The 26113-nt window shown below is 54.7% G+C and carries 19 protein-coding genes and 3 tRNA genes; 10 read left to right on the plus strand and 12 right to left on the minus strand.

Annotated elements, in window-relative coordinates:
- Window positions 1–103 precede the first annotated feature (103 nt).
- Window positions 104–1426 (plus strand): alpha/beta fold hydrolase, encoded by a 1323-nt coding sequence (locus JHD74_RS01815; RefSeq protein ID WP_024529498.1) that lies wholly within the window; start codon window positions 104–106, stop codon window positions 1424–1426.
- A gap of 133 nt (window positions 1427–1559) precedes the next feature.
- Here the strand turns inward: JHD74_RS01815 and pbpC are convergent, their stop codons facing one another.
- The 4 genes from pbpC to JHD74_RS01835 all read right to left on the minus strand — a co-directional run bounded on the left by pbpC (window position 1560) and on the right by JHD74_RS01835 (window position 11023).
- A complete protein-coding gene (gene pbpC / locus JHD74_RS01820; protein ID WP_199061414.1) occupies window positions 1560–3923 on the minus strand; it encodes a penicillin-binding protein 1C in 2364 nt (787 codons plus the stop codon).
- Between the two features lie 55 nt (window positions 3924–3978).
- A complete protein-coding gene (locus tag JHD74_RS01825) occupies window positions 3979–9975 on the minus strand; it encodes an alpha-2-macroglobulin (RefSeq protein ID WP_199061416.1) in 5997 nt (1998 codons plus the stop codon).
- A 71-nt stretch (window positions 9976–10046) separates the two neighbouring features.
- A complete protein-coding gene (locus tag JHD74_RS01830) occupies window positions 10047–10490 on the minus strand; it encodes a hypothetical protein (RefSeq protein WP_199061418.1) in 444 nt (147 codons plus the stop codon).
- Window positions 10491–10696: 206 nt separating this feature from the next.
- A complete protein-coding gene (locus JHD74_RS01835; RefSeq protein ID WP_199061420.1) occupies window positions 10697–11023 on the minus strand; it encodes a YqcC family protein in 327 nt (108 codons plus the stop codon).
- Window positions 11024–11175: 152 nt separating this feature from the next.
- Between JHD74_RS01835 and JHD74_RS01840 the strand changes: the two genes are divergently transcribed.
- A complete protein-coding gene (locus JHD74_RS01840; RefSeq protein ID WP_024529493.1) occupies window positions 11176–12414 on the plus strand; it encodes an MFS transporter in 1239 nt (412 codons plus the stop codon).
- A gap of 619 nt (window positions 12415–13033) precedes the next feature.
- Here the strand turns inward: JHD74_RS01840 and syd are convergent.
- The gene (gene syd / locus JHD74_RS01845) at window positions 13034–13582 is read right to left on the minus strand and encodes a SecY-interacting protein (protein ID WP_199061422.1); all 549 of its coding nucleotides are present in this window, start codon (window positions 13580–13582) and stop codon (window positions 13034–13036) included.
- A 63-nt stretch (window positions 13583–13645) separates the two neighbouring features.
- Between syd and queF the strand changes: the two genes are divergently transcribed.
- The 3 genes from queF (at window position 13646) to xni (ending at window position 16856) form a co-directional block, all read left to right on the plus strand.
- Window positions 13646–14491: an NADPH-dependent 7-cyano-7-deazaguanine reductase QueF gene (gene queF, locus JHD74_RS01850; protein WP_199061431.1), complete on the plus strand. Its 846-nt coding sequence runs from the start codon at window positions 13646–13648 to the stop codon at window positions 14489–14491.
- 183 nt (window positions 14492–14674) lie between these two features.
- Window positions 14675–16039 (plus strand): nucleotide 5'-monophosphate nucleosidase PpnN, encoded by a 1365-nt coding sequence (gene ppnN, locus JHD74_RS01855; protein WP_024529490.1) that lies wholly within the window; start codon window positions 14675–14677, stop codon window positions 16037–16039.
- Window positions 16040–16097: 58 nt separating this feature from the next.
- Entirely contained in the window at window positions 16098–16856 is a 759-nt protein-coding gene (gene xni, locus JHD74_RS01860; RefSeq protein WP_199061441.1) for a flap endonuclease Xni, read from the plus strand.
- Between the two features lie 30 nt (window positions 16857–16886).
- Here the strand turns inward: xni and rlmM are convergent, their stop codons facing one another.
- From rlmM to JHD74_RS01880, 4 genes are all read right to left on the minus strand, one after another.
- A complete protein-coding gene (rlmM, locus tag JHD74_RS01865) occupies window positions 16887–17990 on the minus strand; it encodes a 23S rRNA (cytidine(2498)-2'-O)-methyltransferase RlmM (protein ID WP_199061443.1) in 1104 nt (367 codons plus the stop codon).
- Window positions 17983–18378, minus strand: coding sequence for a DUF423 domain-containing protein (locus JHD74_RS01870; RefSeq protein ID WP_024484299.1), 396 nt, complete (start codon window positions 18376–18378; stop codon window positions 17983–17985). The genes rlmM and JHD74_RS01870 overlap by 8 nt, the downstream gene beginning before the upstream one ends.
- Before the next feature lie 52 nt (window positions 18379–18430).
- Window positions 18431–19348 (minus strand): transcriptional regulator GcvA, encoded by a 918-nt coding sequence (locus JHD74_RS01875; protein ID WP_024484298.1) that lies wholly within the window; start codon window positions 19346–19348, stop codon window positions 18431–18433.
- Window positions 19349–19886: 538 nt separating this feature from the next.
- Window positions 19887–20111 (minus strand): YgdI/YgdR family lipoprotein, encoded by a 225-nt coding sequence (locus JHD74_RS01880; RefSeq protein WP_024529487.1) that lies wholly within the window; start codon window positions 20109–20111, stop codon window positions 19887–19889.
- A gap of 193 nt (window positions 20112–20304) precedes the next feature.
- Here JHD74_RS01880 and csdA point away from each other — a divergent pair, with 193 nt between their 5' ends.
- Window positions 20305–21510 carry a cysteine desulfurase CsdA gene (csdA, locus tag JHD74_RS01885; protein WP_024529486.1) on the plus strand — a complete coding sequence of 402 codons (1206 nt, stop codon included), beginning with the start codon at window positions 20305–20307 and terminating at the stop codon, window positions 21508–21510.
- A 19-nt stretch (window positions 21511–21529) separates the two neighbouring features.
- Window positions 21530–21964, plus strand: a complete 435-nt coding sequence (gene csdE, locus JHD74_RS01890; protein ID WP_199061509.1) for a cysteine desulfurase sulfur acceptor subunit CsdE — start codon at window positions 21530–21532, stop codon at window positions 21962–21964.
- Here the strand turns inward: csdE and tcdA are convergent.
- Window positions 21955–22761, minus strand: a complete 807-nt coding sequence (gene tcdA, locus JHD74_RS01895) for a tRNA cyclic N6-threonylcarbamoyladenosine(37) synthase TcdA (protein WP_024529484.1) — start codon at window positions 22759–22761, stop codon at window positions 21955–21957. The two genes, csdE and tcdA, sit on opposite strands and share 10 nt — an antisense overlap.
- Before the next feature lie 78 nt (window positions 22762–22839).
- Entirely contained in the window at window positions 22840–23985 is a 1146-nt protein-coding gene (gene mltA / locus JHD74_RS01900; RefSeq protein WP_074031362.1) for a murein transglycosylase A, read from the minus strand.
- Window positions 23986–24222: 237 nt separating this feature from the next.
- Here mltA and JHD74_RS01905 point away from each other — a divergent pair.
- The 3 genes from JHD74_RS01905 (at window position 24223) to JHD74_RS01915 (ending at window position 24581) form a co-directional block, all read left to right on the plus strand.
- Window positions 24223–24299: transfer RNA gene (locus tag JHD74_RS01905), tRNA-Met, on the plus strand.
- A gap of 65 nt (window positions 24300–24364) precedes the next feature.
- Window positions 24365–24441 (plus strand) — tRNA-Met (locus JHD74_RS01910).
- Window positions 24442–24504: 63 nt separating this feature from the next.
- Window positions 24505–24581 (plus strand) — tRNA-Met (locus tag JHD74_RS01915).
- A gap of 104 nt (window positions 24582–24685) precedes the next feature.
- On the opposite strand, the gene amiC is transcribed toward JHD74_RS01915, so the two are convergent.
- Window positions 24686–25936, minus strand: coding sequence for an N-acetylmuramoyl-L-alanine amidase AmiC (gene amiC / locus JHD74_RS01920; protein ID WP_024529482.1), 1251 nt, complete (start codon window positions 25934–25936; stop codon window positions 24686–24688).
- Between the last annotated feature and the right edge of the window lie 177 nt (window positions 25937–26113).

Genomic DNA, 26113 nt, shown 5'->3' on the forward strand with positions numbered 1-26113 from the left:
TTATCGATAAAATGGAGTAGATCTGAACGCTCCAGATAAACACCGATATGGCATTAAAATAACCGGCAGAAAAAAGAGAACACCATAACAGGGAGAGAAAAACATGAGCGTTGAACGAGAATATTTGTTGCCAGCGATCTGGGTACGTGAACACCTGGTCCAAGTCCCGCTGAATTGGTTCGATAGCAAGGATACCCGCACCATTGAGATCTTTGCCCGTGAGTTGGTTGACCCGTTACGCCGTGATGAGCAACTCCCTTGCCTGCTGTTTTTACAAGGTGGCCCTGGAGGGAAAAGCCCACGCCCTACGGCACGCAGCAGTTGGATTGCCGAAGCCCTCAAAAGTTATCGGGTGATCCTGCTCGATCAGCGTGGCACCGGGCGCAGCAGCCGCATTGAAGGTAAAAGTCTGGCCGGGCTAACCGCCCACCAGGCAGCAGATTACCTGGCCTGCTTCCGCGCCGACTCGATAGTGAGCGATGCCGAATATCTGCGTAAAAACTGCTTTGGCGATCGCCCGTGGAGCACGCTTGGGCAAAGCTATGGCGGCTTTATCACGCTGACCTATCTTTCTCAGGCTCCGGAAGGCCTACACTGCTGCTTTATGACCGGCGGCCTGGCAAGCCTGCAGCCCGATGCCGATGAAGTCTACGCTCATACCTATCCGCAGGTGATCGCCAAAAATCGCATCTTCTATCAGCGTTACCCACATCTGGAGCCGCTGCTTGGCCAGATTGCCGACAAGCTGGAGCAGGAAGAGGTGTTGTTGCCCGATGGCGACCGGCTGACCGTACGCCGTCTGCAAAGCCTGGGGATCGATCTTGGCATGAGTGAAGGTTACGAGCGGCTACTTTGGCTGTTTGACGAAGCCTTCAACCCAGACGGTGAATTCAGCGATACCTTCCTGTCGCAGGTAATGGCGTTGACCAGCTACGCGGAGAATCCGCTGTTTGCCGCGCTGCATGAAAGTATTTACGCGCAGGATAAGGCTACCAACTGGGCCGCCGAGCGGCAACGGGGCAACTTCGATGCTTTCGCCGAGGATCGGCGCCCGCTTTACCTGACCGGGGAAATGATCTATCCCTGGATGTTCACCGAGATCGCCGCTCTGCGCCCCTTCAATGAACCCGCCAAGCTGCTGGCCGATCGCCGCGTGTGGTCACCGCTGTATAACAGCGATCGCCTGCTCGACAATCGGGTACCGGTATTCGCCGCCATTTATTTCAGCGATATGTATGTCGATTTGAAGCTCTCGCTGGCGACGGCGCAACAGGTGGGTAATTTGACGCCGTGGATCACCAACGAGTATGAGCATAACGGCTTACGCGTTGGTAATGTTTTTGGTCATTTGCAGACGATGGCGCAGAAAGCGGGCATTTACGCCCCCTCTCCCCACACCTCTTTCGCAGGAATAGGGAGCTGGTAGGCCCTGCTCTTTTGGAGGTAAAAGGTAATCTCAGCAAGCTAGAGCCCCTACTTCCAAGGTGAGTCACTACAATTTCAAACACACGCGTTCGGTTCCCTCTCCCTCTGGGAGAGGGTTAGGGTGAGAGGGCATCTTAGTTCACCAGCTCAATGGTGATCAGGCGGCTATCGGCCCGGCCATGATCGTCCACCGCCCGGATGCGATACTGGCCATTGTTGACCGGCCGCCAATCGATGGCGGTTTTACTGGCGCTGCTGCCAAGATAAATATCATCGACAAACCAATACACCGTTTTACTGTCCGCATCCGTCACCGCATTGAAGGAGATTTTGTCACGCCCCTGCTGCGATTGCCGCAAGGTATAGGTGGTATTTTTCAGCGGCGAGGTAATGCGCGGCGGGCTGCCACCGATCGCCACCGCATTATCCTTGCAATGGTTTAGCGGCGGAGCCCGTTTGGGTAATCCAGCCTGAGCAAACACGTTAGCCAAATCGGAAGGCCAGAACTCAAATACCTCGGTGCGGGTTTGTGTTTCATCATATGGCGGGCAGGCCACCTCACCGCTGTGAATATCCAGCACCACCGGACGATAGACGGTATCGACCTTGATCGGCGACTTGCCGGGGATAAACCAGGTTTTGCCTTTCTGCTGGCACCACTGAGTTGGTAAGTTACCGCTGGCCAGGCAGATATCCACCCGCTTCAACTGTTTCGGGAAGGGGTGTTTCGGCTCCTGCAAGGCCGGATAGCTGGCGTTAATGCTGTCGATAATATTGAAAAATAGCGGAGCTGCCGCATCGGCCCCCACAAACACGTTGTTGCCTCTGCTGTCGAAATTCCCTTCCCACACCACCAGTACGTAAGGCCCAAAAATCCCGACGCTCCAAGCGTCGCGGAAGCCCCAGGAAGTCCCGGTTTTCCAATAGACCGGCAGGGATGACGAACGTTGTGCCAAAGTGTCACCTGGCCGACGATGCTGGCGCAGCATATCCAGCGTAGTAAAGCTGGCTTCTTCACTGAGCAAACGGATCGGTGGTGGATAGGCGTCATTCTTTTGCATCCTCAATGGACGTAATACGCCCCGGTTAGCCAACAGCGCATACAGCTTCGCCAGTTCCTGGGCAGTGATTTCCCCCCCGCCCAACACCAGCGACAGCCCATAATGATTCTCACTGGCCAGATTGGCGATGCCGGAAAGGCTTAAAAACTGATAAAACGTCGGCTGCCGTAGCTGCGAAGCCACATACACCGCAGGAATATTACGGCTGAAGTTCAACGCGTCTGTCGCCGTTACCGGCCCGAGGAAACGTCGGTCAAAGTTTTCTGGCGCATAGGCGCCAAAGGACGAGGGCACGTCCTTCAGGATGGTCATCGGATGCAGTACCCCTTGCTCCATCCCCAAGGCATAAATAAAGGGCTTGAGGGTCGAGCCAGGTGAGCGTTTGGCATTGGTCCCGTTAACCTGCCCCTGGATCTCGCGGTTGTAATAATCAGCAGAGCCCACCAACGCCCTTATCCCCATATCACGGCTGTCCACCAACAGCACCGAGGCATTATGGATCCCCCGGCTCTGGTTTCGGACGATAAACGCATTCACCTGCCTTTCGATCAACCGCTGTAGCCCGGCATCCAACGTAGTATCCACACGGGTATCCAGCTGCACTAACTGCTGGGTCTGTTGGCGTAACTGTTCGATAAAGTGTGGAGCAATGTACGGCATCCGTTCTGGCTGGCGCAGTGCCAAAGGGAGTTGAAACAAGGCTCGCTGGCTGCTGTCGGTGCTATACACGCTCTGCCAGCGTTGAAACAGGCGGTTACGGGCCTGCGTCAGAGCTTGCCCCAACACGCCGGTTTTAGGGTCGATGCGATAGCTGGGTGACTGCGGCAACACCGAGAGCGTCAGCGCCTCCGGCAAGGTCAGATCCTGAGGTGCCTTGGCAAAATAGATCAGGCTGGCCGCACCGATGCTTTCAATATTGCGGCCATAGGGGGCGTAATTGAGATAGGCTTCCAGAATATCGTGCTTGGAGTAGCTGAGTTCCAACTGAACGGCCCGCAGTACCTGCATCAGTTTGCCGCCAGGTGTGCGGGTATTCAGATGCCAATGCATGCGTGCCAGCTGCATGGTGATGGTCGAACCGCCCTGCATTTTGCCACCGGCTACGTAGCTGCGCCAAAAACCACGCAGCAGGCTGACGGGGTTAAATCCGGGGTTGTAATAGAACCAGCGATCTTCATGCAGCAAAATACCCTGCACCGCCAGCGGTGAGATCTTTTCCAACGGCGTCCACAGGCGATAGCGATCGTCATTGGCCAACGTGAGACGCATCAGCGTCCCGTGACGATCGTAATAAACCGTGGAAAAGGGCACGCCATGCGAAAGAGGAGGATGCGGCCACAGCCGCGCACCTACCAGGCCCAGCGCCAGCAGAAATACCGCCATCAAGATATTTTGCAGCCAGCGTTTTGCCCTAGCAGATGCAGAAAGGATTTTCATGGAGTCTCGGTACCCACGAACCCCGCAGCTCAACGCTGCGGGGCATCGCGATGGCTTATTGACTTTCCGCCGGTACAACCACCAGTTTACCGCTGTTGGCCGACATGGCCTGCACTTCACGATCGTACATGGCTTCACCATAAGCAGGAGGGATCACAAAGCTACCGGTGTTGGTCGCTTTAATCTGGTAGACAAACTCCTGCACGTCGGTACTGGCGCTACCATAGATAATCACCCGGTCTTCGCGGATATCGCTGTAATCAGGTGCCCAAGTGGAGCCCGAGGCAGCCAGTGGCGACTGCCACCCTGCGTCCGTATTCTCGCTGGCTTCACCGTCTTCGCCGGTCGATTCTGGCTCTGGTGCCGTTTGCTGCACCACTTCAAATCCACCAGGCAGCAGATCGACAATCGCCAGGTTGCTCTGCCCTTCTTTCGAATTGGCGCGGATTTTCAGATGAACGTTGATCTTCTGCCCCAGCGTCACCTGAGTGACAGGTTTACCCTGTTCATCGGTGTAATCACGGGTAATTTCCAAACCGCGAGCAATGGCTTTCTGTGGAGCAGCCAGATCGTAACCGGCCTGAGTGACCACATACCAGGCCGGAGCGTCGGCACTGTTGGTAAAGCGGATGGCTTTGGCCTCGGCCGTAAACTGGCCTTTGGCAAACAGCCCTATCATCTCTGAAATCACCTGCGGATCGACGTTACCTTGCTTGCCGAGCTGCGCAATCGTCAGCGAATCTGTGGCATTGGCCTGCGCCGCCACCTGAGCCGAGTAGCTTTCCAGCGCCAGGATACTCATCGCCGAAGAGTAAGTGGTGTAGCGCTCTTCTTTCAACGCCTTGACCATGTTCTCCAGCACCTGCGGAGGGATGGAAGAAACCTTCTCCGGGAAGTGGCGAGCGATCAGGTACAGACGCGTTGCGTCCTGCACCAACGGATCGAAGTAATTCTGCGTCCACCAGCCTTTGTCATAGGCTTTGCTCAGTTGCTTCCAGCTAGGCTGCAGCAAAGCATTGGCCTCATCGTCCATTTTCAGCAGACGGTAAGACGATGCAAGATACAGGGCGCTCAAATCGGTTTTCCAGCTGTCTGGATACAGTTTCTGCAACGTATCCTGCACCGAGGCCAGCGAGTTGGTGGTAATTTCGCCCTGCAAGGTCAGCAGGTAGACCGCCCAGGTACGCAGACGCAGATGATACATATCATCATAACGGTTGGCTGCCAGCTCACGCAGCGCGCCGTTGGCATCTTCCAGCATCCCTACCGGCAAGGCATAGCCCGCCGCTTTGGCTTCCAGCAGGTATTGCACCACGTATGGCGTGACGAAAGGATCGGTTTCCGGCGATGAACGCCAGGCACCAATGGCCCCGCTGTCGTTCTGGCGGGAACGCAGTACGCCGAGCAGGTTTTTCAGCTGTTTGCTGACTTCGGCCTGGCTCAGGCTGCTTTTCATTTCCGGATGCTGGCTTTGCATGATCAGCGGAATAGAACGGCTGACGATCTGCTCAGAACAGTAATACGGATAATCTGCCAGATACTGCGCCAGACCGTTGGTCAGCACCAACGGCGAGTGGGATACCGCCGCGCTACGCTGCGCATAGGCATCAAACATCTGCCGCAGATTATCAATATTCTGGCTGCTGCCACTCATCCGGCCCATCACCGTCTGGGTGCGGTAAGGCATTGCCGGACGTACCGAGGTGCTAATGGTACGGCGGCTGGTTTTATCACCATAACGTGCATCAAATACCAGCGGAGCATCACCCAGTACCGCCTTGGCACGTAGGCGGAAGTTGATCACGCCTTCACGCTTCTCTGCCAATGACAGGCTTTGCTCGGCCTTACCCACCACTTCCAACTGCGGCGGTGGAGTCAACTGCACGGCGATCGCCACAGGTTTACCGTTCAACCCTTCGAGGTTATTGCTAACCCCTACGCTAACATCAAACTCATCCCCCGGAGCCACCATGTAAGGCACGTTCGGCGTCATGATGAAGTTGTCACGTACCGTCGCGGAGGTTTGAGCCTTGCCGATTTTGCTTGGCGTCACCGAAATGGCCATCACGCGGATCTTGCCGTTGAAGTAATCCGGCACCGGATAGGTAAACTGCTTCTCGCCGTTGACTTCGGTAATGCCAGACCAATAAGCCACCGGCTTGTCACGCTTGCGTTTGAACGGGTTCAGGTTGAGATCCAGCCCTTCCCCCGCATCACCGCCTGGTGCCGCCGAAAGTGCCATCAGCTTGCTGAATTCCGGCAGGATCAGATCGAGGATCTGCGAGCTTTCTACGCTCAGTTCACGCTTACGGAAGAAGTACTCCAGCGGATCTTTCAGGCGGTAACGCGCTACCTGCAAGATCCCCTCATCTACGGCAAACAGTGCCACCTGCTGAGGACCATCGGTTTTCACCGTCATCGTCAGGTTTTCACCCGGCTTAATTACCTCAGGTGTTACTATTTCCAGGCCGTTTTGCCGGGCTTTGGTGCTGATTTTAAACGGCATGACGCCATAGCTCAGCGGGCTCATAAAGATCTCGCTGGAGTTCACATCGCGCACAAACTGCACGTTGATATACCCGTTGCCTTCCATCCCGGCCGGAACCCGGATTTTCTGCACCGAGCTGGTGGTATCGGTGTGGAACCACTGCCAGGCATAGACACGGTCTTTTTCAATGGTGATCAAACCGCTGCCGGTATAAGGCGCGTTGATCGCCACTTCTATTTCTTCACCCGGCTGATATTCCGCCTGGTTCAGTTTCAGCTTCAGTTCGGCATTGCGATCCAGCGAACGGCTGAGGTTGGCGTTGCCCGCCACGCTATAGGCGATACGGTTGAGCACCTTGCCCTGCGCATCTTCAATCACCAGAACAAAGTCACCTGGGGTTTCGGTTGCCAAGGTCAGATCGGTGCCCTGCTCGCTCAGCGCCAACGGCTGCTCGGACAGCTGCACCTCTTTCATTTTCGACTGGTATTTATAAACGCCAGAATCCTGCTTGGTCAGCACCGAGATGTATTTCTGCTCGATCAACACCTGCTTCAGATCGGCGAGTGCGATCTGTTTCAGGGAAGGATCGACGGCAATCACGTTCAAATGCCGCGCCGAACCCCGGTTGATGTAGCCTAAATCACCGTCTGGCTTCACCCCCACCAGATAGTCATACGGCGACACCAGTACCCGAGCAGTGGCGGCAACGGAACGTCCACCGCCCGCTACAAAGGCCTCCGACAGCAGTTGCAACTGGTAGGTCGCATCCGCATAGGACTTCAGGTCCAGCGGAATATTCGCCACGCCCTGCTCGTTGGTGGTGCGGTCTTCCAGTTCCGTTTCAAAACCGTCGCTATTCTGGCGGTTCTCAAAGAAGGCGTAATCCGGGAAGCGATCGAAGCTTGGATACATTGGCCGTAGTGTCAGCTTCGAGGTAACTCGGCGATCCTGGGCCGGTGTGCCAAACAGGTTCTGCACATCGATGTTCGCCTGCAGCTCAGAAGGTTTTACCCACCCTTGCTGCCGGTTCGGCGTCAACTCCAGCTTGACCTTCAGTTGGTCTGGCTCAAACTCTTTCACGTTGACGGCGGTATGGCCGAGCAAGGTGGATGTGTCGTTATTTTTGCCAATCAGATACAGGTAGACGTTCCACTCGCCCGTTGGCGCGTTCTCATCGGTGGTGTAACTCAATTCATTGAAACCACCGCCACCGAGAGTCAGCGGCACCGTCGTCATCAGTTTGTCGCGCGGATCGCGGATTTCGGCACGCACCGGTACGCCAGCCAGGGCTACGCCCCAATCGGCCGCACGGGTAATCAGACCAATATTGAAGGTATCGCCCGGACGGTACACGCCACGATCGGAGAACAGGTAACTGCTCAGGGTACGTGGATCGATCGGAGTTTCTTCGCCTTCAATATCAAAGCGGGAGAAATCCAGCCCGCGATCGTTGTAGCGGGTGGTCGGCAAGAAGGACACATCGCCTTCTTTTTCCACCAGGAACATCACCGGCTCGCGTTCGTTGGTATACACGTCCAGCGCAGGGAAACGCACGTGCCCATTGGCATCGGTCACCTGGCTGAGCAGCGTCACGCCGTTTTTGGCGATCACCGAGACTTTGGCGTTACCGACTGGCGCACCGCTGTGGATAGATTGGACAAACACATCGCGCGTTTTATCCTGCGAACGTTTGGCAATAATCCCCAGATCGGTCACGACAACAAAGCGCGAATCTCCCACGCTGGGTGAATCATCCCCTTCCTGCTCGCCCTGATCGCCTTCATCCTCTGTGGCCTGCGTCTTTTTCTTTTCCGGCTGCCATTCTGACAGCGTCAGCAGGAACACACCGCGATGGGAATCCGTGCTGGTGGAGAGGTAACGTGAGAGATCGATGCCCTTGTAGCTCACTTCACCCGGCCGATCGTTATTGATTACCGTTTGATACTTAAAGTGTTCGGTAAAATATTCATCGTTAAGCTGGTTGAACTGGGCCGAAGAGTATTCGCTGCTTTTGAATGAGACGATATGTTGCAGCTGGCTTGGGATCACCCGCTTGATATCCAGACGCAGGCCGGGCACGTTACGCGCCGCCACGCTGATTTGCTTGTCACCATTCACCGACAGCAGAGAACCCTGTGACATAAACTGCAAGGTTTTCGGGAAGTCCGGGACTTCGACGATGCGGTAGACCTTCTCCGGCATTTTATAGCCGCCCGAAGAAGTCATCAGGTTGGTGATTTCCAGCAGCATAAAGCGGTGAGCCGGTGCGTCAAACTTGAAGCTGAACTGCGGTTGATAGGTCTCTTCCGCTTCATTCAGGGTCAGCATCAGTGGCGTAGACTGGGCCATCACGCTGTTTTCGATGCTCTCGGTCCCGCCCCACTGATAAAAATCGTCCGGTTCGTTACTGGCTTCAGAGTCGTTAGGGTTATGCTGCGGCAATAACCAGGCCTTGACCGCACGCCCGGCATCTTTGTCTTTGATCGCATCGCTGAAAGCGACAATCAGCGCACGCTGGCCTTTAGTGCCATCGCTATCGACCACCTGAGCACTGGCATCCTTCACCGTGAGGCTATACAGGGTTGGCACCGATACCCAGCTGTCTTTCGATTGAGCGATCTCATTGGCAGACACCACCGACTTGATGCCCTTGCCCAGCACCAGATGCACTTTACCACCGTGATCCAGCGCTTTCAGCGGTTCAGAATGCACCCAGGCGTTCAGTTTCTTGGCGTCAAAGACCACGGAGAAATTGAGTTTCTTTTCAGATTTGGCGTTGGCTTCGATCAACCCCATGGCAATCTGTTTTTCAAAGCTGGCCACGTCTACTGGCGCATTGAATTTGACGTTGAAGATAGCGCTGCGCTTTTGCGGATCTTGTGGGTCCTGATAATACTCGGCTTGCCCAAGTTGATAGTCAAAAGCCGGGGCACTAAAGCTGTAGTTGGTGTTGGCGAGTTTAATCTGCGGGGCCAGCAACACGGCAGGCTCAAGCTTAACCTCATATTTGCTGCCCATCGGCAAAGGGCTTTTCGGCGTGAAGACCAGGGTCCAGGCATTATTCCACTTCCACTGCCCTTCAAGTGCCGGGCTGATGGAGATGCCTTTTTCTACGGCCTTGCCGACATCGGTCAAGGGTGCCACGGAGTTTCTAAAGGTGAGGGTGACCTGCTGCGGCGCAGATTTCTGCACGGCAAAGTTAACCGGCTCAGGATCGGATACTCGCACGCTGGTTTCCTGGTACACCATCGGTGCCGGTTCAATCGGCTGTGGCCGATTCAGCCACCAGTGCCATCCGTAGAAGGCGCCACCCGCGGCGCACAACAGCACCAGCAACGACAGGCTAATGGCTTTGGGATAGGTGTCCACCCCACCTTCCAGCCGCAGGAAGCCGCGCTTCACCCCGCCGGATACCGCTGCCCACCAGGCAGGTGCATTCCAGTTCAGGTTGCCCACCACCGGCTTGAACAGCCGCCCCAACAGGCCAAAAATCAGGGCCAACAGGCGGAACAGACCTTTGATCAACGTAAAAGGCAAACGGAGGATAAACTTCAGCAAATCCATGATTGCAGCACCTTTTTATTCCTTGAAAGACACCCAGAGAGACAACATTCCCGACGCCGGAACCGAGGCAGCTAACAGACTGCACCCACTCCAAAAATCAGTGACAACACCAAAAAAATAAGAAAAATAGCCATGACCACGCCAAAAGCAAACATGGCAATTTGAAAAGCCAGCGTGCCAATTCCGAGCATTACCGCAGCAGAAACCGCGCGCGGGTTTTCCTTACACGCCCCAGCAATAGCGCCCAGGACCACGGCCCCCACCGCCAATACGGCAGTGACGATCTTCAATATTCGATCGACATCATAATGAGGCCGCGAGACCTTTTCAGGGATTTGATGGCCAGCCAATGAGGCCAACAGTGATTCTTTGATGGCCATCGCTTTGCCCGCCACGAGGCTTTCCAACGTCTGCTGAGGGGCAAATGGCCCGGCATAGAAATGCACCATAGCCAATAACAGCGCCAGGCCGCCTAGCGCGATCCCCGACCAACCGAATATATTTTGTTTGAGCATGAGAAACCCTCCTTGGTAACTCGCGATAATGCGCACATTATCTACTAGTTCCACACGGCGGTGGAAACTCTATTTTAGCCATACCGCGTGAATTGCGCATTACCACGCATAAATCGGAAATTGCTGATAAAACGCAACGAGTTCACGACAGACAGGCTAAGCGGGCGCAGCATGCGGCGCACCCTACGGTCGAACATACAGCGCGATTACAGCTCGATATTGAGCAGTGAATCCAGCTGCTGTAGCAGCAACAGCAACGGCAGGCAGTTCGGCTGTTTATCTTTTAGCGCTTCTTCAAAATAGGGGGTGATGGCAAAACGCGTTGGTAGTGGCGCATTGGCATCGAGCAGCGCATGCATCCTTGGCAACAGTACCCACTGCAACCACTCTTCGGCCTGCATGCTTTCGATGCAAAAAGGTTCCGTGCTGGCAAAAGCCTCGGCTTCCGGCGGCGTCAACTGCCACAGCGTCAGATCGCGCATGGACTGTTCAATCGCCTGTAAATTGTGGCGAACCTGGTTGGATATACTCATCGACATTCCCGAACAATTTAAGCATGTTAATCAGCCTACGGCTGCAAGCCGCAAAGCATAACATTTAAGCCCAAAGCACCCAATTTTATCTGGTGGCGCCACGCCTGGCACGGCACAATACGCGCACCCAACAATCACACATGATAAAAGACATGCCCGCAACATCACTCAATAAAAATCACGCTACGCCCGGTAAAGCCATGCTGGCTTCGGTTACCGGTTATGCTATGGACGGCTTCGATCTGTTGATACTCGGCTTTATGCTGCCGGTGATCACTACTGAACTGGGTCTCACCTCATCACAAGCCGGTTCGCTGGTGACCTGGACATTGATCGGCGCAGTGATTGGCGGCGTGATCTTCGGCCATCTCAGCGATCGTTTTGGCCGCATCCGCGTGCTGACCATCACTATCCTGATGTTTTCGCTGTTTACCGGCCTGTGCGCCGTTGCCGTCGGTTACTGGGACTTGCTTGCCTATCGCACCCTGGCCGGGATTGGTCTAGGCGGCGAATTCGGTATTGGCATGGCGTTGATCGCCGAAGCCTGGCCCGCTGAGAAGCGTAACCGTGCCTCAGCCTATGTGGGCATGGGTTGGCAGCTCGGCGTGCTTGCCGCAGCCTTCCTCACCCCGCTGTTGTTACCTTATATCGGCTGGCGTGGCATGTTCCTGGTTGGCCTGCTGCCGGCGCTGGTTTCCTTCCTTATTCGCCGAACCATGGGCGAACCCAAAGAGTTTACGCAGCAAAAAACCAGTGAACAGCAACTCTCCTTTACTCAACGATTAAAGCTGTTATTTAAAGATCGCGCCACCAGCAAGGCCAGCCTGGGGATCTTTATCCTCTGCTCGGTGCAAAACTTTGGCTATTACGGGCTGATGATCTGGATGCCGACCTATCTGGCCAAAAACTTTGGCTTCTCGCTGACCAAATCCGGCGTCTGGACGGGAGTCACGGTGATCGGCATGACCTTCGGTATCTGGCTGTTCGGGATATTGGCCGACCGCTTTCCCCGTTGGATCATCTTTGTCATTTACCAAGTTGGAGCCGTGGTGATGGTCATAAGCTATGCGCAACTCACCGATCCCACGCTGATGCTGTTTGCGGGTGCACTGATGGGGGTGTTCGTTAACGGGATGATTGGCGGCTACGGCGCGCTGATTTCTGACACCTACCCGGTACAGGCTCGTGCCACAGCGCAGAATATCCTGTTCAACCTGGGCCGCGGCGTCGGTGGGCTGGGGCCATTGGTGATCGGTGCGCTGGTCACTCAGGTTTCCTTTACCGCCGCGATCAGCCTGCTGGCTGCAATCTACCTGTTGGATATTTTCGCCACGTTGTTCCTGCTGCCGAAAAAACAAAGCACGGGCGATACATTGGGGGCAATCGGGTAAACCTTGAGGGGGAAGCCAGGCAGGATTTGCTGTCTGGCCTTTGCTCCAGACAAAAAGTTGGGGGCACTGCGTTAACAGTGCCCCCGGTTCGTTTTATAGCTAATCCCGCTACAAGTGTGCTCCCTGCTCAATCCCTGAAAACTTTTCCTTTCGGCCATCCTGACCAAAACAATCCTTCGCAAAATCCTATAGCATCATCCTGACGCGGTTCCTCGGCCTTCCTGACCCACCAACAATCCTGTGCTGGCTCTCTATCTCCGTCCTGGAGGTGTCCTTGGTTTCAATCCTGAAACATCCTGTGTATCATCCTGATACCAATCCCTTTCACTCTTCCTGAGTGCATCCCTTTCTTCTTCCTGAAGCTGCATCATCCTGACGCTTTCCTGCTCCATCCGGCTTCCTTCCGGTAGACATAAGATCGCTTATTTCCTTTCCGTTAACAAGGGCAAGTAGGATGGATTACAGTAAATTTGACTTAGCCCACATCAGCATAAACATATAACAAATTGATATATAAGATTAATTATCGAAAAAACACCAACTAAAGTAAAAAATTAAAAGCGATCTCTCACAGCTTTTGTAAGAGATCTCGCACACGCACTAAAGGCAAATTAGCCGATTAATTAACTCTGGGGCGTAAAGCATTGAGAAAATCCCCCAAACAGGCAGCTAATAGCGTGCGTTTTTTGCTGCCAAATTGCTCAAGCAACACGTTGCCACTGACATTACACAGCGATACCACCGTCATTTCCGATTCTGTGGTCGCCAGGAACAACGTAGGCGAGAGCTTAAGGCGTTTTTGCGTCACCAGATGCCCAATCAGATTCTCCTGCAGGCGAATAAAGTCGTCTTCACTCCAGACCTGCAATAGCGTCAACGGATGCTCGCCAAACTTCGCACTCATATCCCCGGCATAGTGTTGGGTGTAGAAGGTGTGGATATCCGGCTGTAGTTGCAGTTCCAGCGCCTGCTCCACCTTTTCCAGGCTGGCCGCTGGCGTAAACGGCTGCGGCAGCCACAGCACCGTATCATCGCGATTTTCGACAATACAGGGGGAAGCCACACCGTACAGTTCCTGGCTAGCCGGGGCATGGCCGTACTGCTGTTGCCAAGCGTCGACATAGCGCTGGGTAAATTCACGCAGGGCGTGCGATACATCATGGTCCATATTTTTTCTCGCATACGGTAAACTGGTGCCTATTGTACCTATCTCACACCAAGGTGACAGCTCATGTCCTCCTATCAAGATCATCAGGCTCTGGCGGCACTGACGCTGGGCAAACCAACCGCATACCGTGACTGCTACGATGCCTCACTGTTACAAGCGGTTCCTCGCAGTATGAACCGGGAACCGCTGGGGCTTTATCCCGATAGCCTGCCGTTCCACGGGGCCGATATCTGGACGCTGTATGAACTTTCCTGGCTCAATGCCAAGGGGCTGCCACAGGTTGCGGTGGGAGAAATCAGCCTGAATGCCAACAGCATCAACCTGATTGAGTCCAAAAGCTTCAAGCTCTATCTCAACAGCTTTAACCAGACCCACTTCCCGGACTGGGAAGCGGTACGTTCTACGCTTCAACGCGATCTCGCCGCCTGCGCGCAAGGGGATGTCAGCGTGAGCCTGTTCAGCGTAGATCGGCTTGAAGGCAGCCTTATCGCCCGGTTGGAGGGCGAATGCCTTGACCACCAAGACATCAGCATTGATAACTACGAGTTCGATACAGGCTACCTAGAAGGCGCCGCCGGTAGCCAAGTCGTAGAGGAAACGCTGGTCAGCCATCTGCTGAAGTCCAACTGTCTGATCACCAACCAGCCCGATTGGGGCTCGGTACAAATCCGCTATCATGGCCCGCAGATCAACCGTGAAGCCCTGCTGCGCTATCTGGTTTCGTTCCGCCATCACAACGAATTCCATGAACAGTGCGTTGAGCGGATCTTTAACGATCTGCTGCGTTTCTGCCAGCCGCAACAATTGAGCGTTTATGCCCGCTATACCCGGCGCGGGGGTCTGGATATCAACCCTTGGCGTAGCAACGTGGCGTTCGAACCGGCGCATGGCCGTCTGGCTCGCCAATAATGCTCAACAACTGAGCTAACAGGCGGTTTGTATTGGTAAAAATCCGGAGACGGCGGTAAGGTTAAATCAAGAGTGCCCGCTTTTTGCTCAGGCATTCCAGTAGGCAATACAAAATTCTTACCGCAGTGCGCAGAGGCAGGTAAGGATTATTATCGCCCTATTTATGGGCGCAAAGGAGTTACCTTGATTACACATATCAGCCCACTGGGCGCTATGGACTTGTTGTCACAGCTGGAAGTTGACATGCTGAAGCGTACCGCCAGCAGCGACCTGTACCGTTTGTTCCGCAACTGCTCCCTGGCGGTATTAAACTCCGGCAGCCAGACCGACAACAGCAAACAGTTGCTATCGCGTTATGAAAACTTTGATATCAACGTGCTGCGCCGTGAACGCGGCGTAAAACTCGAGCTGGTGAACCCGCCAGAAGAGGCTTTCGTTGACGGTCGCATTATTCGTTCACTACAAGCCAACCTGTTTGCGGTGCTACGCGATATTCTGTTTGTCCACGGCCAAATTGACAGCGCCGAACGTTTCCAACACCTGAATTCGGAAGACTCTGTTCATATCACCAATCTGGTGTTCTCCATCCTGCGTAATGCACGTACGCTACACCTCGACGAAGATCCGAACCTGGTGGTGTGCTGGGGTGGTCACTCGATCAATGAAAACGAATATCTGTATGCCCGTAAGGTCGGTAGCCAGCTGGGTCTGCGCGAGCTGAATATCTGTACCGGCTGTGGGCCAGGGGCAATGGAAGCGCCAATGAAAGGGGCCGCCGTCGGTCATGCGCAGCAGCGTTACCACAATAGCCGCTTTATCGGTATGACCGAGCCCTCCATCATTGCCGCCGAGCCGCCGAATCCGCTGGTTAACGAACTGGTGATCATGCCAGATATAGAAAAACGTCTGGAAGCCTTTGTGCGTATCGCGCACGGCATCATCATTTTCCCTGGCGGGGTCGGCACTGCGGAAGAACTGCTGTATCTGTTGGGCATTCTGATGAACCCGGAAAACAGCGAACAGGTATTGCCGCTGATCCTCACCGGGCCGAAAGAAAGCGCAGATTATTTCCGCGTGCTGGACGAATTCATCATGAAAACGCTGGGCGAGAAAGCCCGTCGTCACTACACCATCATCATCGACAATCCGGCCGAAGTGGCCCGTCAGATGAAAAAGGCCATGCCACTGGTGAAAGAAAACCGCCGTAATACCGGGGATGCCTACAGCTTTAACTGGTCGATCCGTATTGCACCGGACCTGCAGCTCCCCTTCGAGCCAAGCCATGAAAACATGGCCAATCTCAACCTGTACCCTAATCAACCGGCGGAACAGTTGGCTGCGGCTCTGCGCCGTGCGTTCTCAGGGATCGTGGCGGGTAACGTGAAGGAGAACGGCATTCATGCCATCGAACAGTTCGGCCCTTACAAGCTGCATGGCGATCCGTTGATGATGAAGCAGATGGACAGCCTGTTGCAAGGTTTTGTCGCCCAGCACCGTATGAAACTGCCGGGAACCGCCTACGTACCTTGCTACGAGATTGTAGCCTGATCATCACCTCTGGGCGGCGTCATAGCCGCCCTTCTTTTCTGACGTTGTTGCCTTGCCTATGCCTATACATTTACTGATTGTCGATGCTCTGAACCTAATCCGCCGCATTCATGCAGTGCAGGGCTCCCCTTGTGTCAACGCTTGCAAGCATGCGCTACAGCAGTTGATTCAACACAGCCAGCCCACCCATGCCGTGGCGGTGTTCGACGAAGACGACCGTAGCGAGAGTTGGCGCCATCAAATTCTGCCCGATTACAAAGCCGGACGCTCGCCAATGCCGGAAAACCTGCATCAGGAAATGCCGCAGCTGCGCGAAGCGTTTGCCGAGCTTGGAGTGGCCAGTTGGCATTCCGCAGGCAATGAGGCGGACGATCTGGCTGCGACTCTGACGGCCAAAATTGCCGCTGGCGGCCACCAGGTGACGATTGTCTCCACCGACAAAGGCTACTGCCAACTACTGGCACCCAGCGTACAGATCCGTGACTACTTCCAGAAACGCTGGTTGGATATGCCGTTTGTGCAGCAAGAGTTTGGCGTGTTACCGCAACAGCTCACAGATTATTGGGGGTTGGCAGGGATTGGTAGCAGCAAGATCCCAGGCGTTGCCGGTATCGGGCCAAAAACGGCAGTATTGCTGCTACAACAGATGGGCAGCCTGGATGGTCTGTATCAACACCTGGAGCAGGTGCCGGAGAAGTGGCAGGGCAAGCTGTTAGAGCACCGCGAGCTGGCCTATATCAGCAAGCAGGTCGCCACCCTACGTACCGATCTGACGCTGGATGGCAATCTGCAACAGTTACGTTTGCCAACAAAGTAAGGGCGCTGCCAGTAGCAACGCCCATATGCCTTACTCGCGCTCGTCGCGGCGGCCGGGGATAGCCGACCACATGCGGCGCACGTGTACGGTGATCTCTTCACGATCGTGGTACAGCTGCTTGGCGTGGATCTCTGCGCTAATCCCCTCGTTGGCCAAGGCTTCGTGGATACTTTGCAGGCTCTGCGCCACCTCTTCGTAGCGCTTCTTCATCGGCAGCTTCAGGTTAAAGATCGCCTCACGGCACCAGCCTTTGAGCAACCATTGGATCATCAAGCTGGTCACTTTTGCCGGTTTCTCCACCATATCGCACACCACCCAGTAGTTTTTGCTGGTGGTCGGTTCAAAGCGGAAGCCGTCGACACGATGATGGGTCACCTGCCCGGTATCCATCAGGCTCTGGGCCATCGGGCCGTTGTCCACCGAATGCACCATCATGCTGCGTTTGACCAACTGATAGGTCCAGCCGCCAGGGCAAGCCCCCAGATCGACCGCAAACATCCCGCTACCTAAACGCTCGTCCCATTCGTCTGCCGGAATGAAAACGTGGAAAGCCTCTTCCAGTTTCAGCGTAGAACGGCTTGGTGCATCGGACGGGAACTTCAGCCGTGGGATCCCCATATAGAACGGGGAGTTGTTGTTGCTGTAGGAATACCCCACGTAGCAACAGCCCGGCGCGATAAAGAACACGTGAACCACTGGACGAGAGGGATTCTCACGCGCCATCAGCACTTTCTGCTCACGCAATGCGCCGCGCAGCGGCACAGTCAGCTTGCGGCAGAACTTCAGCAGCTCTTTGCTTTCGTTGGTATCCGGCACTTCTACCCGTAATTCACCGCCGCGATCGACCACGCCCATCAGCATGCCGACAATCGGTGAAACCCGATCTTCCGGCGGCAAATCACGCAGCAGTTCTCCCACCACCAACATCTGGCGGGCAAAGATCAGCTCACGGAACGGAATTTCTTTCGCCAGACGATCGGCATCGTCCGGCTGATAGCATTCAAACAGCACATAGCCGCTGTTGTCTTTAACCCTGGCAAAGCCGAACACTTCCAACTGGGCGGCCTTGTCGGTAATTTCCGCCGCGCACTCTTTCTCAAAGCCTTGGCGGCAGTACAACGCGATCTTATTCATGGCGCTCGGCCTTTTTCCTCAGACGCAAAGCGCCAATCAACATCAATGCCCAACCGATCAGGAAGCAGGTCCCGCCCACTGGCGTGACATAAACCCAAACCTTTTGGTGAGACAGCGCCAGACAGTACAGGCTGCCGCTGAACAACACGGTGCCGAGCGCCAACAGCGCTCCGCTCCAGTAAAACCACAGGCTGACCCGACGCTGCATGGCGACGGCCAGCCCCAGGATGGCCAGAGTATGGAACCCCTGGTAATCAAGCCCGGTGCGGATCCAGGCCATTTCATTGACCCCAAGCGCACTACTCAATACGTGCGCACCAAACGCGCCCAGAGCAACGTAGACAAAACCACTGATAGCAGCAAAAATCAGCATAGAACGGCTACTCATCATTATTCACCTTAATCGAGATTAACCAGCCACAACGTCACCGCAACTGGCCCTATTGTTCATAGCGAAAGCGGAACTTCTCCTGTTCGCTGGCCGCACGCGCCAAGATCCATTGGCGAAAGGCGGCTATTTTACCCAGTTCTGCCTGGCTGTCATGACATACCAGATAAAAAGCGTTTTTACTTACCAGCACATCGTTAAACGGGCAGACCAACCGACCGGCTTCAATCTCGGTTTGCGCCATCACGTTATTCACCAGCGCAATCCCCTGGCCGTGAACGGCCGCCTGAACCACCATGGCGCTATGGCTAAAGATTGGCCCTTGCTGCACGTTGATATGCTGTAACCCCAGTTGGCGGGTGTATGCCAGCCAGTCGCGGCGTGAAGTATCATGCAGAAGCGTATGATAAGCCAGATCGCCCGGCACTTTCAGTGCATGATCGCCCATTAACAGGCTGGGAGAGCAAACCGGCAGCAGATATTCCGCATACAAACGCTCGGTGCGTACTCCCGGCCAGTTGCCACGGCCATAAAAGATCGCCACATCAACGTCATCCGCCAACTTTTCTTCTTCGCGGTCAATAGCCTGGATACGCACATCGATCCCCGGATAAGCTGAGTTAAAACTGGAAAGACGGGGTACCAGCCACTGAATGGCGAAACTGGGCGGCAGGCTGACGGTTAAAGCCCCCTTGGCACTGCGTGCCTGAAGCTTGCGTGTTGCCTCATTGATCGAAGAGAAGATCTCTTTGATATCCAGGTAATAACTCTGCCCCTCTTCCGTCAGCAGCAGCGAACGGTTACGCCGTCGAAACAGTTTCAGCCCCAGGAAATCCTCCAGAGACTTGATCTGATGGCTGACTGCGGCCTGGGTAACAAACAGCTCCTCTGCCGCCTTGGTAAAGCTCAAATGGCGGGCTGCCGCGTCAAAAACCCGCAGAGCATTAAGAGGAGGGAGACGTTTAGACATGAATTAACCCTTTTGTATTGCAAACTGCGGCGTTGTCGGCTGAATGCGCCTTTACCGCCGCCCGGCTGTGCCGAACAGGGATGTTCAAATGCCGCGAGCGCAAGGATACGCCTAAGCGGCCAATCTGCAATTCATCGGCTTTAGTTACATTTATGTAACAAATGGCCGCCGGGTTTCGCAAACGAGATCAGGCTGCACGATACATAACGCCACTAGCCCATCCGCATGGACTATTGCCATTAGTTTTTTTAATCCGAGCCATTATAAATTGTCCGTTGAGCATGCGCCAGTAAATACCTATAGTGGCGACACTTCCTGGGCCGGAACGAAAAGGGATTGGGTGTCGAGGACGCCGATGAACTTTTGGCTTGTGGTTGTGATGTTGTGTTTGCAATTTGTCCGCCAATTCGGACATGGTAGCTAGGCTACTGTTTTTCACTTCCTGTACATTTACCCTGTCTGTCCATAGTGATTTTATGCAGCACCGCCAACTTCGCGGTGCTTTTTTTTGCCTGAAACTTACTGTTTTATCTGAAAATTACTGATTACCTTCAACCATTTCCTTCACGTCGGCACGGTTAATCTGCTGCTGAACGCCGTTGGCGTCTTTGTAACTGATCATCCCGGTATCGTCATCCACCTTGGGTTTGCCATCGGCAACAATGGTGCGTCCATCGCTGGTATGCATGACGTAGTTGCTTGAGCAGGCTGCCAGGGTAAACGTGAGCATCAGGGCAGAGATAACTGCGGCTGTCTTGTTCATTTGTGACTCCTTGTAGATAAAAATGCTGTAAAACTCACTTCTGTTATTTAAGGAACTCATTAGCGCGCCAATATTCAGCATAACAAACTTTCGTCAGATTTCCAGGAAACGGCGACAATTGATCGGGATAACTTGTCTCTGACACTAAAATAGGACAGGATCAATGGCTGACAAAGCCACTGATAATCAGCCGATGAAGCCTTTTGAGCCTACCTTGTTCCGCAGCCAGTTCCCGGCCCTTCAACAGGCAGGAATTTATCTGGACAGTGCCGCTACCGCGCTAAAACCGCAGGCGGTGATCGACGCCACGCAGCAGTTTTACAGCGCAGATGCAGCCACCGTACACCGTAGCCAACATCGTGCGGCGCAGGATTTGACCCAGCGCTTTGAACAGGCACGCCAGCAGGTCGCCACCTTGATTAATGCCCCCTGTGCGGACGATATCGTTTGGACCCGTGGCACCACGGAAGCCATCAATCTGGTCGCGCAGAGCTATGCTCGCCCACGCCTGCAACCTGGGGATCAGATCCTGGTTAGCGAGGCGGAGCATCATGCCAACCTGATCCCGTGGTTGATGGTGGCAGAACAAACCGGTGCCGAAGTGGTGAAGCTGCCGCTTGGCCCCGATCGCCTGCCAGATTTGACGCTGCTCCCTACCCTATTGTGCGAGAAAACCCGCATTCTGGCCTTGGGGCAAATGTCCAACGTCACGGGAGGCTGCCCGGATATCGCGCTGGCTATCGAGTTGGCTCATGCGGTGAACGCGGTAGTGATGATCGATGGCGCACAGGGCATTGTGCATTGCCCTGCCGACGTTCAGCGGCTCGATATCGATTTCTACGCCTTCTCAGCGCATAAACTCTATGGCCCAACTGGCATTGGTGCGTTGTATGGCAAAACCGCGTTGCTGGCCCAAATGGGGCCATGGCAAGGCGGGGGGAAAATGCTGACACAGGCTTCTTTCAGCGGCTTTACGCCACAAAAACCGCCGCACTGTTTTGAAGCCGGTACGCCAAATATTGCCGGAGTGCTGGGGCTGGGTGCCGCGTTGAGCTGGCTGGAAACGCAGGATATGGCCGCCGCCGAGCAATACAGCCGCGCTCTGGCGCAAAATGCCGAACAGCGTTTGCAGCAGTTACCCGGATTTCGCAGCTTCCGCAGTTCCGGCTCCAGCCTGCTGGCCTTTGATATCGCCGGGATCCACCACAGCGATATCGTCACCCTGTTAGCCGAACAGAACATCGCGGTCCGCGCGGGCCAGCACTGCGCCCAACCCTTGATCGCCGCATTAGGGGTCAGCGGAACGTTACGTGCGTCATTTGCGCCTTATAATACGCCGCAAGACGTCGATGCTCTGGTGCTGGCGTTAACTAACGCCATCGAATTACTGGCGGAATAAGATGCAAAACGGAGAACCGATGCTTGCCCCTCACCCTTTTGGCCGTGAAATCACCGCCGAGACGCTGATAGCAACCTTCAGCGCGCTAAAACAGTGGGAAGACCGTTACCGCCAACTGATCATGCTGGCGAAACGCTTACCATCGCTGGCGGACGACCTGCGGCAAACGGAGATGGAACTGAGCGGTTGCGAGAACCGGGTCTGGTTGGGGCACCAGTTGTTGGCTGATGGAACACTGCATTTTTATGGCGACAGCGAAGGACGCATTGTGCGTGGCTTGCTGGCGATCCTGCTAACCACAGTCGAAGGTAAAACGCCGCAGCAGGTATTAGCTACCGATCCCCTGGCCTTGTTTGATAGCTTGGCGCTGCGTGCCCAGCTCAGCGCCACCCGAGCTAGCGGCCTGGCTGCATTGGCAGCCAGGATTCACGCCATCGCTGCCAGCTATGCCTGACGTGCCGCCTTTGCCACCATCTTCTTCAACGCGTGGGAGACGGCAATAAAACCAAAGGTCGCGGTGACCATGGTCGCTGCGCCAAAACCCGCGCTGCAATCCATTCTCTTCGGCCCCTCTGCGGTACTGCGTGAGGCACATACTGAACCATCCGGCTGCGGATACACCAGCGGCTCAGTGGAGAAGACGCAGTCGATCCCCAGCTTGCCTTTGCTGTTTTTCACTACGTTAAAATCGTTCTTCAACCTTTCACGCAGCTTGGCTGCCAGCGGATCCTGGATGGTTTTGGCCAGATCGGCCACGGCGATCTGCGTAGGATCGATCTGCCCACCGGCACCGCCGGTAGTCACCACCGGGATCTTGAAGCGGCGGCAATAGGCTAACAACGCCGCTTTGGGTCGCACGCTGTCAATAGCATCAATCACATAGCTGAAATTATGGTTCAACAGCTCGGCGACGTTGTCCGGGGTAATAAAATCATCCACGCAGGTCACCCGGCATTCCGGGTTGATCGCCAGGATCCGTTCCGCCATCACTTCGGTTTTCGACTGGCCAACGTGCTGGCGCAAAGCATGGATCTGCCGGTTGGTGTTGGTGACGCATACGTCATCCATGTCGATCAGCGTGATCGCACCAATGCCGGTTCGTGCCAGCGCTTCTGCCGCCCATGAACCGACACCGCCAATGCCGATCACACAAACGTGTGCCTGGGCAAACAGGGCCAATGCCGGCTGGCCGTACAGGCGCGCCGTGCCGCCAAAACGCTGTAGATAGGCCTCTGAATAGGCTGTACTCATTTCGCTTTACTTACCTTGGTTGCAAATAGTCAGGGCCGGAAGATCCGGCCCTGCGCGTCAAGCTATATACCGTCTTTCTCAGCGAGTCACCAACTGGGAACCACTCGAGGCGGTCAATGGTTGATTGGCGCTAAACAGCTGTGCCCCAGCGTTGCCGCCTTTCAATACCCAGACCCGGCCATAGTGATTATAGAACCCTGCCGAGTGACCGGCTTCTGGTCCAATCCCCTGGTACATGTCAAAGTGCTGACCCTTGATGGCACCACCCACGTCGAGGGCGACCATCAGGCGCATTTCATATTTTCCCGTGAACTTGCCCTTGTTGTCCAGTAATGGGACTTCTGTCAGCAGCGTAGTACCGGCAGGGATTAGGGAGCGATCGGAAGCCACGGAGGCTTTGGCAATCAGCGGCACCGCGCTGGCCCCTTTCACCGGAGCGAAAGGCACCGGATGGAAGAACACGAACGACGGGTTTTGCTCCAGCAGTTCGCGCACTTCGGCTTCGCTATGGTTATCCGCCCACTGGCGAATGGCCTGCATCGACATATCGGCCTTGGCCACTTCACCGCGATCGATCAGCACCTTGCCTATACTGCGGTAGGCGTGGCCATTCTTGCCGCTATAGCCAAAGAACACCAATGGCTGACCGTTGCCGAAATCGACATAGCCGCTGCCCTGCACTTCCATCATGAAGTTATCCATCAGGGAGTTGGTGTAAGCAATGATGTAACGGCTGTCCAGCGCCCCTGAATAGATACCGGCACGATCTGGCAGGCGACGCTTGCCTTTGGCTGGCATGCTGTACAGCGGGTAGCGGAATTCGCCCTGTTGGGTATAACGAGCCTGCAGCACTGGGGTGTAATAACCGGTTAACTGGACGTTGCCATAGCTATCGACGCCTTCCATCTGATAGGCGCTGAGGCCGAACTGGTTCAGTTGGCGCGTATCCGCCCCCGCCGCCATCCAGTTTTGCACCGCCTGATAGGTGGAGTTATTGCGGTTAAACAGCGACGGCGAAGCGTATTTAATCTCCATCAGCTGATTGGAGTAATCCTGGCCGTTGATCGGGGCGCCTCTGGCATTGGGGCGATCCACCAACTCCAGCGACTGATCCAGATGACCATCTTTATACTGCTGCCCCCGGTCGGTCGGTTTTGACGAACAACCGGCCAGTACCGCAATCACTACCCCACCGAGCAGGTATTTGCCCCAACGTCCTTTCATTGCACACTCTCTCAGACTGATATGTTCCATACCCAATGGATACGGGTAAACTGGCTGAACGATAACAAACGGCTATAGATAAAGGAATCGCTACCGCTAAAAATTCCCAGCCAGATGATTATGATGAAAAAAAACGCAAATTGTGGACTAATTCAGCATAAAAATGGCTTTCGATGAATTATATGCAAAAAGGGTTTGCAACAAAATGCCTGGAGAGTATAGTGCGCTTCCATCGGACGCGGGGTGGAGCAGCCTGGTAGCTCGTCGGGCTCATAACCCGAAGGTCGTCGGTTCAAATCCGGCCTCCGCAACCAACCGATACTGTGTTAACGGTATCAAAAACAGGTTGGATTCGATGAAAGAAAAGGTATTATACGGACGCGGGGTGGAGCAGCCTGGTAGCTCGTCGGGCTCATAACCCGAAGGTCGTCGGTTCAAATCCGGCCCCCGCAACCAACCGATACGGCAATAGCAGTATCCTATGAAGGGTTGGTTCGATAATATCAGTATCAAGACGGACGCGGGGTGGAGCAGCCCGGTAGCTCGTCGGGCTCATAACCCGAAGGTCGTCAGTTCAAATCTGGCCCCCGCAACCAATCTTGATAACATCAGACAAGCACCTTAACGGGTGTTTTTTTGTATCTGAATTTCCCCTACCTTGCTAATCAACCACACTGCCCCTCCTTGGGCTACGCCTGGTTTAACGCCGTGCCAATGCGCCACCGTTGGCGAAATAGGCTTTGATCCCAGCCAGAATAGATTGCGCCACCTGCTGCTGAAAATGGCTGGTGCGCAGCTTGCGTTCTTCTTCCAGATTGCTGATAAATGCCGTTTCCACCAGGATCGACGGAATATCCGGGGCCTTCAATACGGCAAAGCCAGCCTGATCGACACGATTCTTGTGCAGACGGTTAATTTTACCCATCCGGTGCAGCACTTCCTTACCGAACTTCAAACTGTCATTGACGGTAGCGGTCTGCAATAGATCGAACATGGTGTGATCCAGGTAGCGATCGCCACTCTTGCTGACTCCACCAATGTCGTCTGCGGCGTTCTGGGTTTGCGCCAGAAACTTGGCGGCATTGCTGGTTGCTCCTTTGGTCGAAAGCGCAAACACCGAGGAACCGCGGGCCGCACGGTTGCTGAAGGCATCGGCATGGATCGAAACAAACAGATCGGCCCGCTGCTTACGAGCTTTGGCTACGCGCACTTTTAATGGGATAAACACGTCTTCATTGCGCGTCATAAACACTTTCATGTTGGGTTCGCGTTTGATCAACGCACTGAGGCGACGGGCAATCTGCAGCACGATGTCTTTTTCACGGGTTTTGTTTTTGCCAATAGCCCCCGGATCTTCACCGCCGTGTCCAGGATCCAGCATAATCACAATCGGCCGATCGCGCCCAGCCTTACCGGCCTGAGGTGCTTCTGCCGGTAACGTCCGCTCCAGATCGCCCTTGTTGTAATCTTCCAGTAACGCCAACAGCGGATCATACTCTTCACCGCTGCCCCCCTTGGTAGGATAAAGATCCATCACCAGGCGGTTGCGGTATTCGGAGACGGGTGTCAGGGTAAACATATTTGGGCTGACGCTTTGCTTGAGTTCCAGCACCAGCCTGACGGTATTCTTGTCAAACTGGCCGACCCGCGCCTGTTTCAGATAGGGATCTTCTTTGCGCACCTGCCCGGCGATACCTTTGAGCACGCTATTTAGCTGTACCCCTTCCACATCCACCACGATGCGCTCTGGATTGGTCAGGGCAAACTGTTTGTATTTCAGTGGAACATTAGATTCCAGCGTGACTCGGGTATAGGTCGAGGAAGGCCAGACACGGACGGCAATCACATGAGAAGCAGCGGCGAAACCAACGCGACTCACACTCAGCAACCAGGTTGCGGCAACCCCCTGCAACAAACGACGGCGGCCCGGATTGTGATTAGAGTTAGGCATGCGGCTCCGGTAAAAATAACGATTAAAAAAACAGCAAAAAAAAACAATGGCAAAAACTTTACCCAATCCATTCACTGCTGTCATCAGAAAATCTTTTTATGATCTTTCAATTTATTAATCAGTTAGCGCATTTGTCAGAAAAATCGTGCTCATTTCCTACTTGCCTTTGGCGCAATA

The sequence above is a fragment of the Serratia sp. ASV30 genome, from assembly GCF_016428815.1.
GTDB classification, from domain to species: domain Bacteria; phylum Pseudomonadota; class Gammaproteobacteria; order Enterobacterales; family Enterobacteriaceae; genus Chania; species Chania fonticola_C.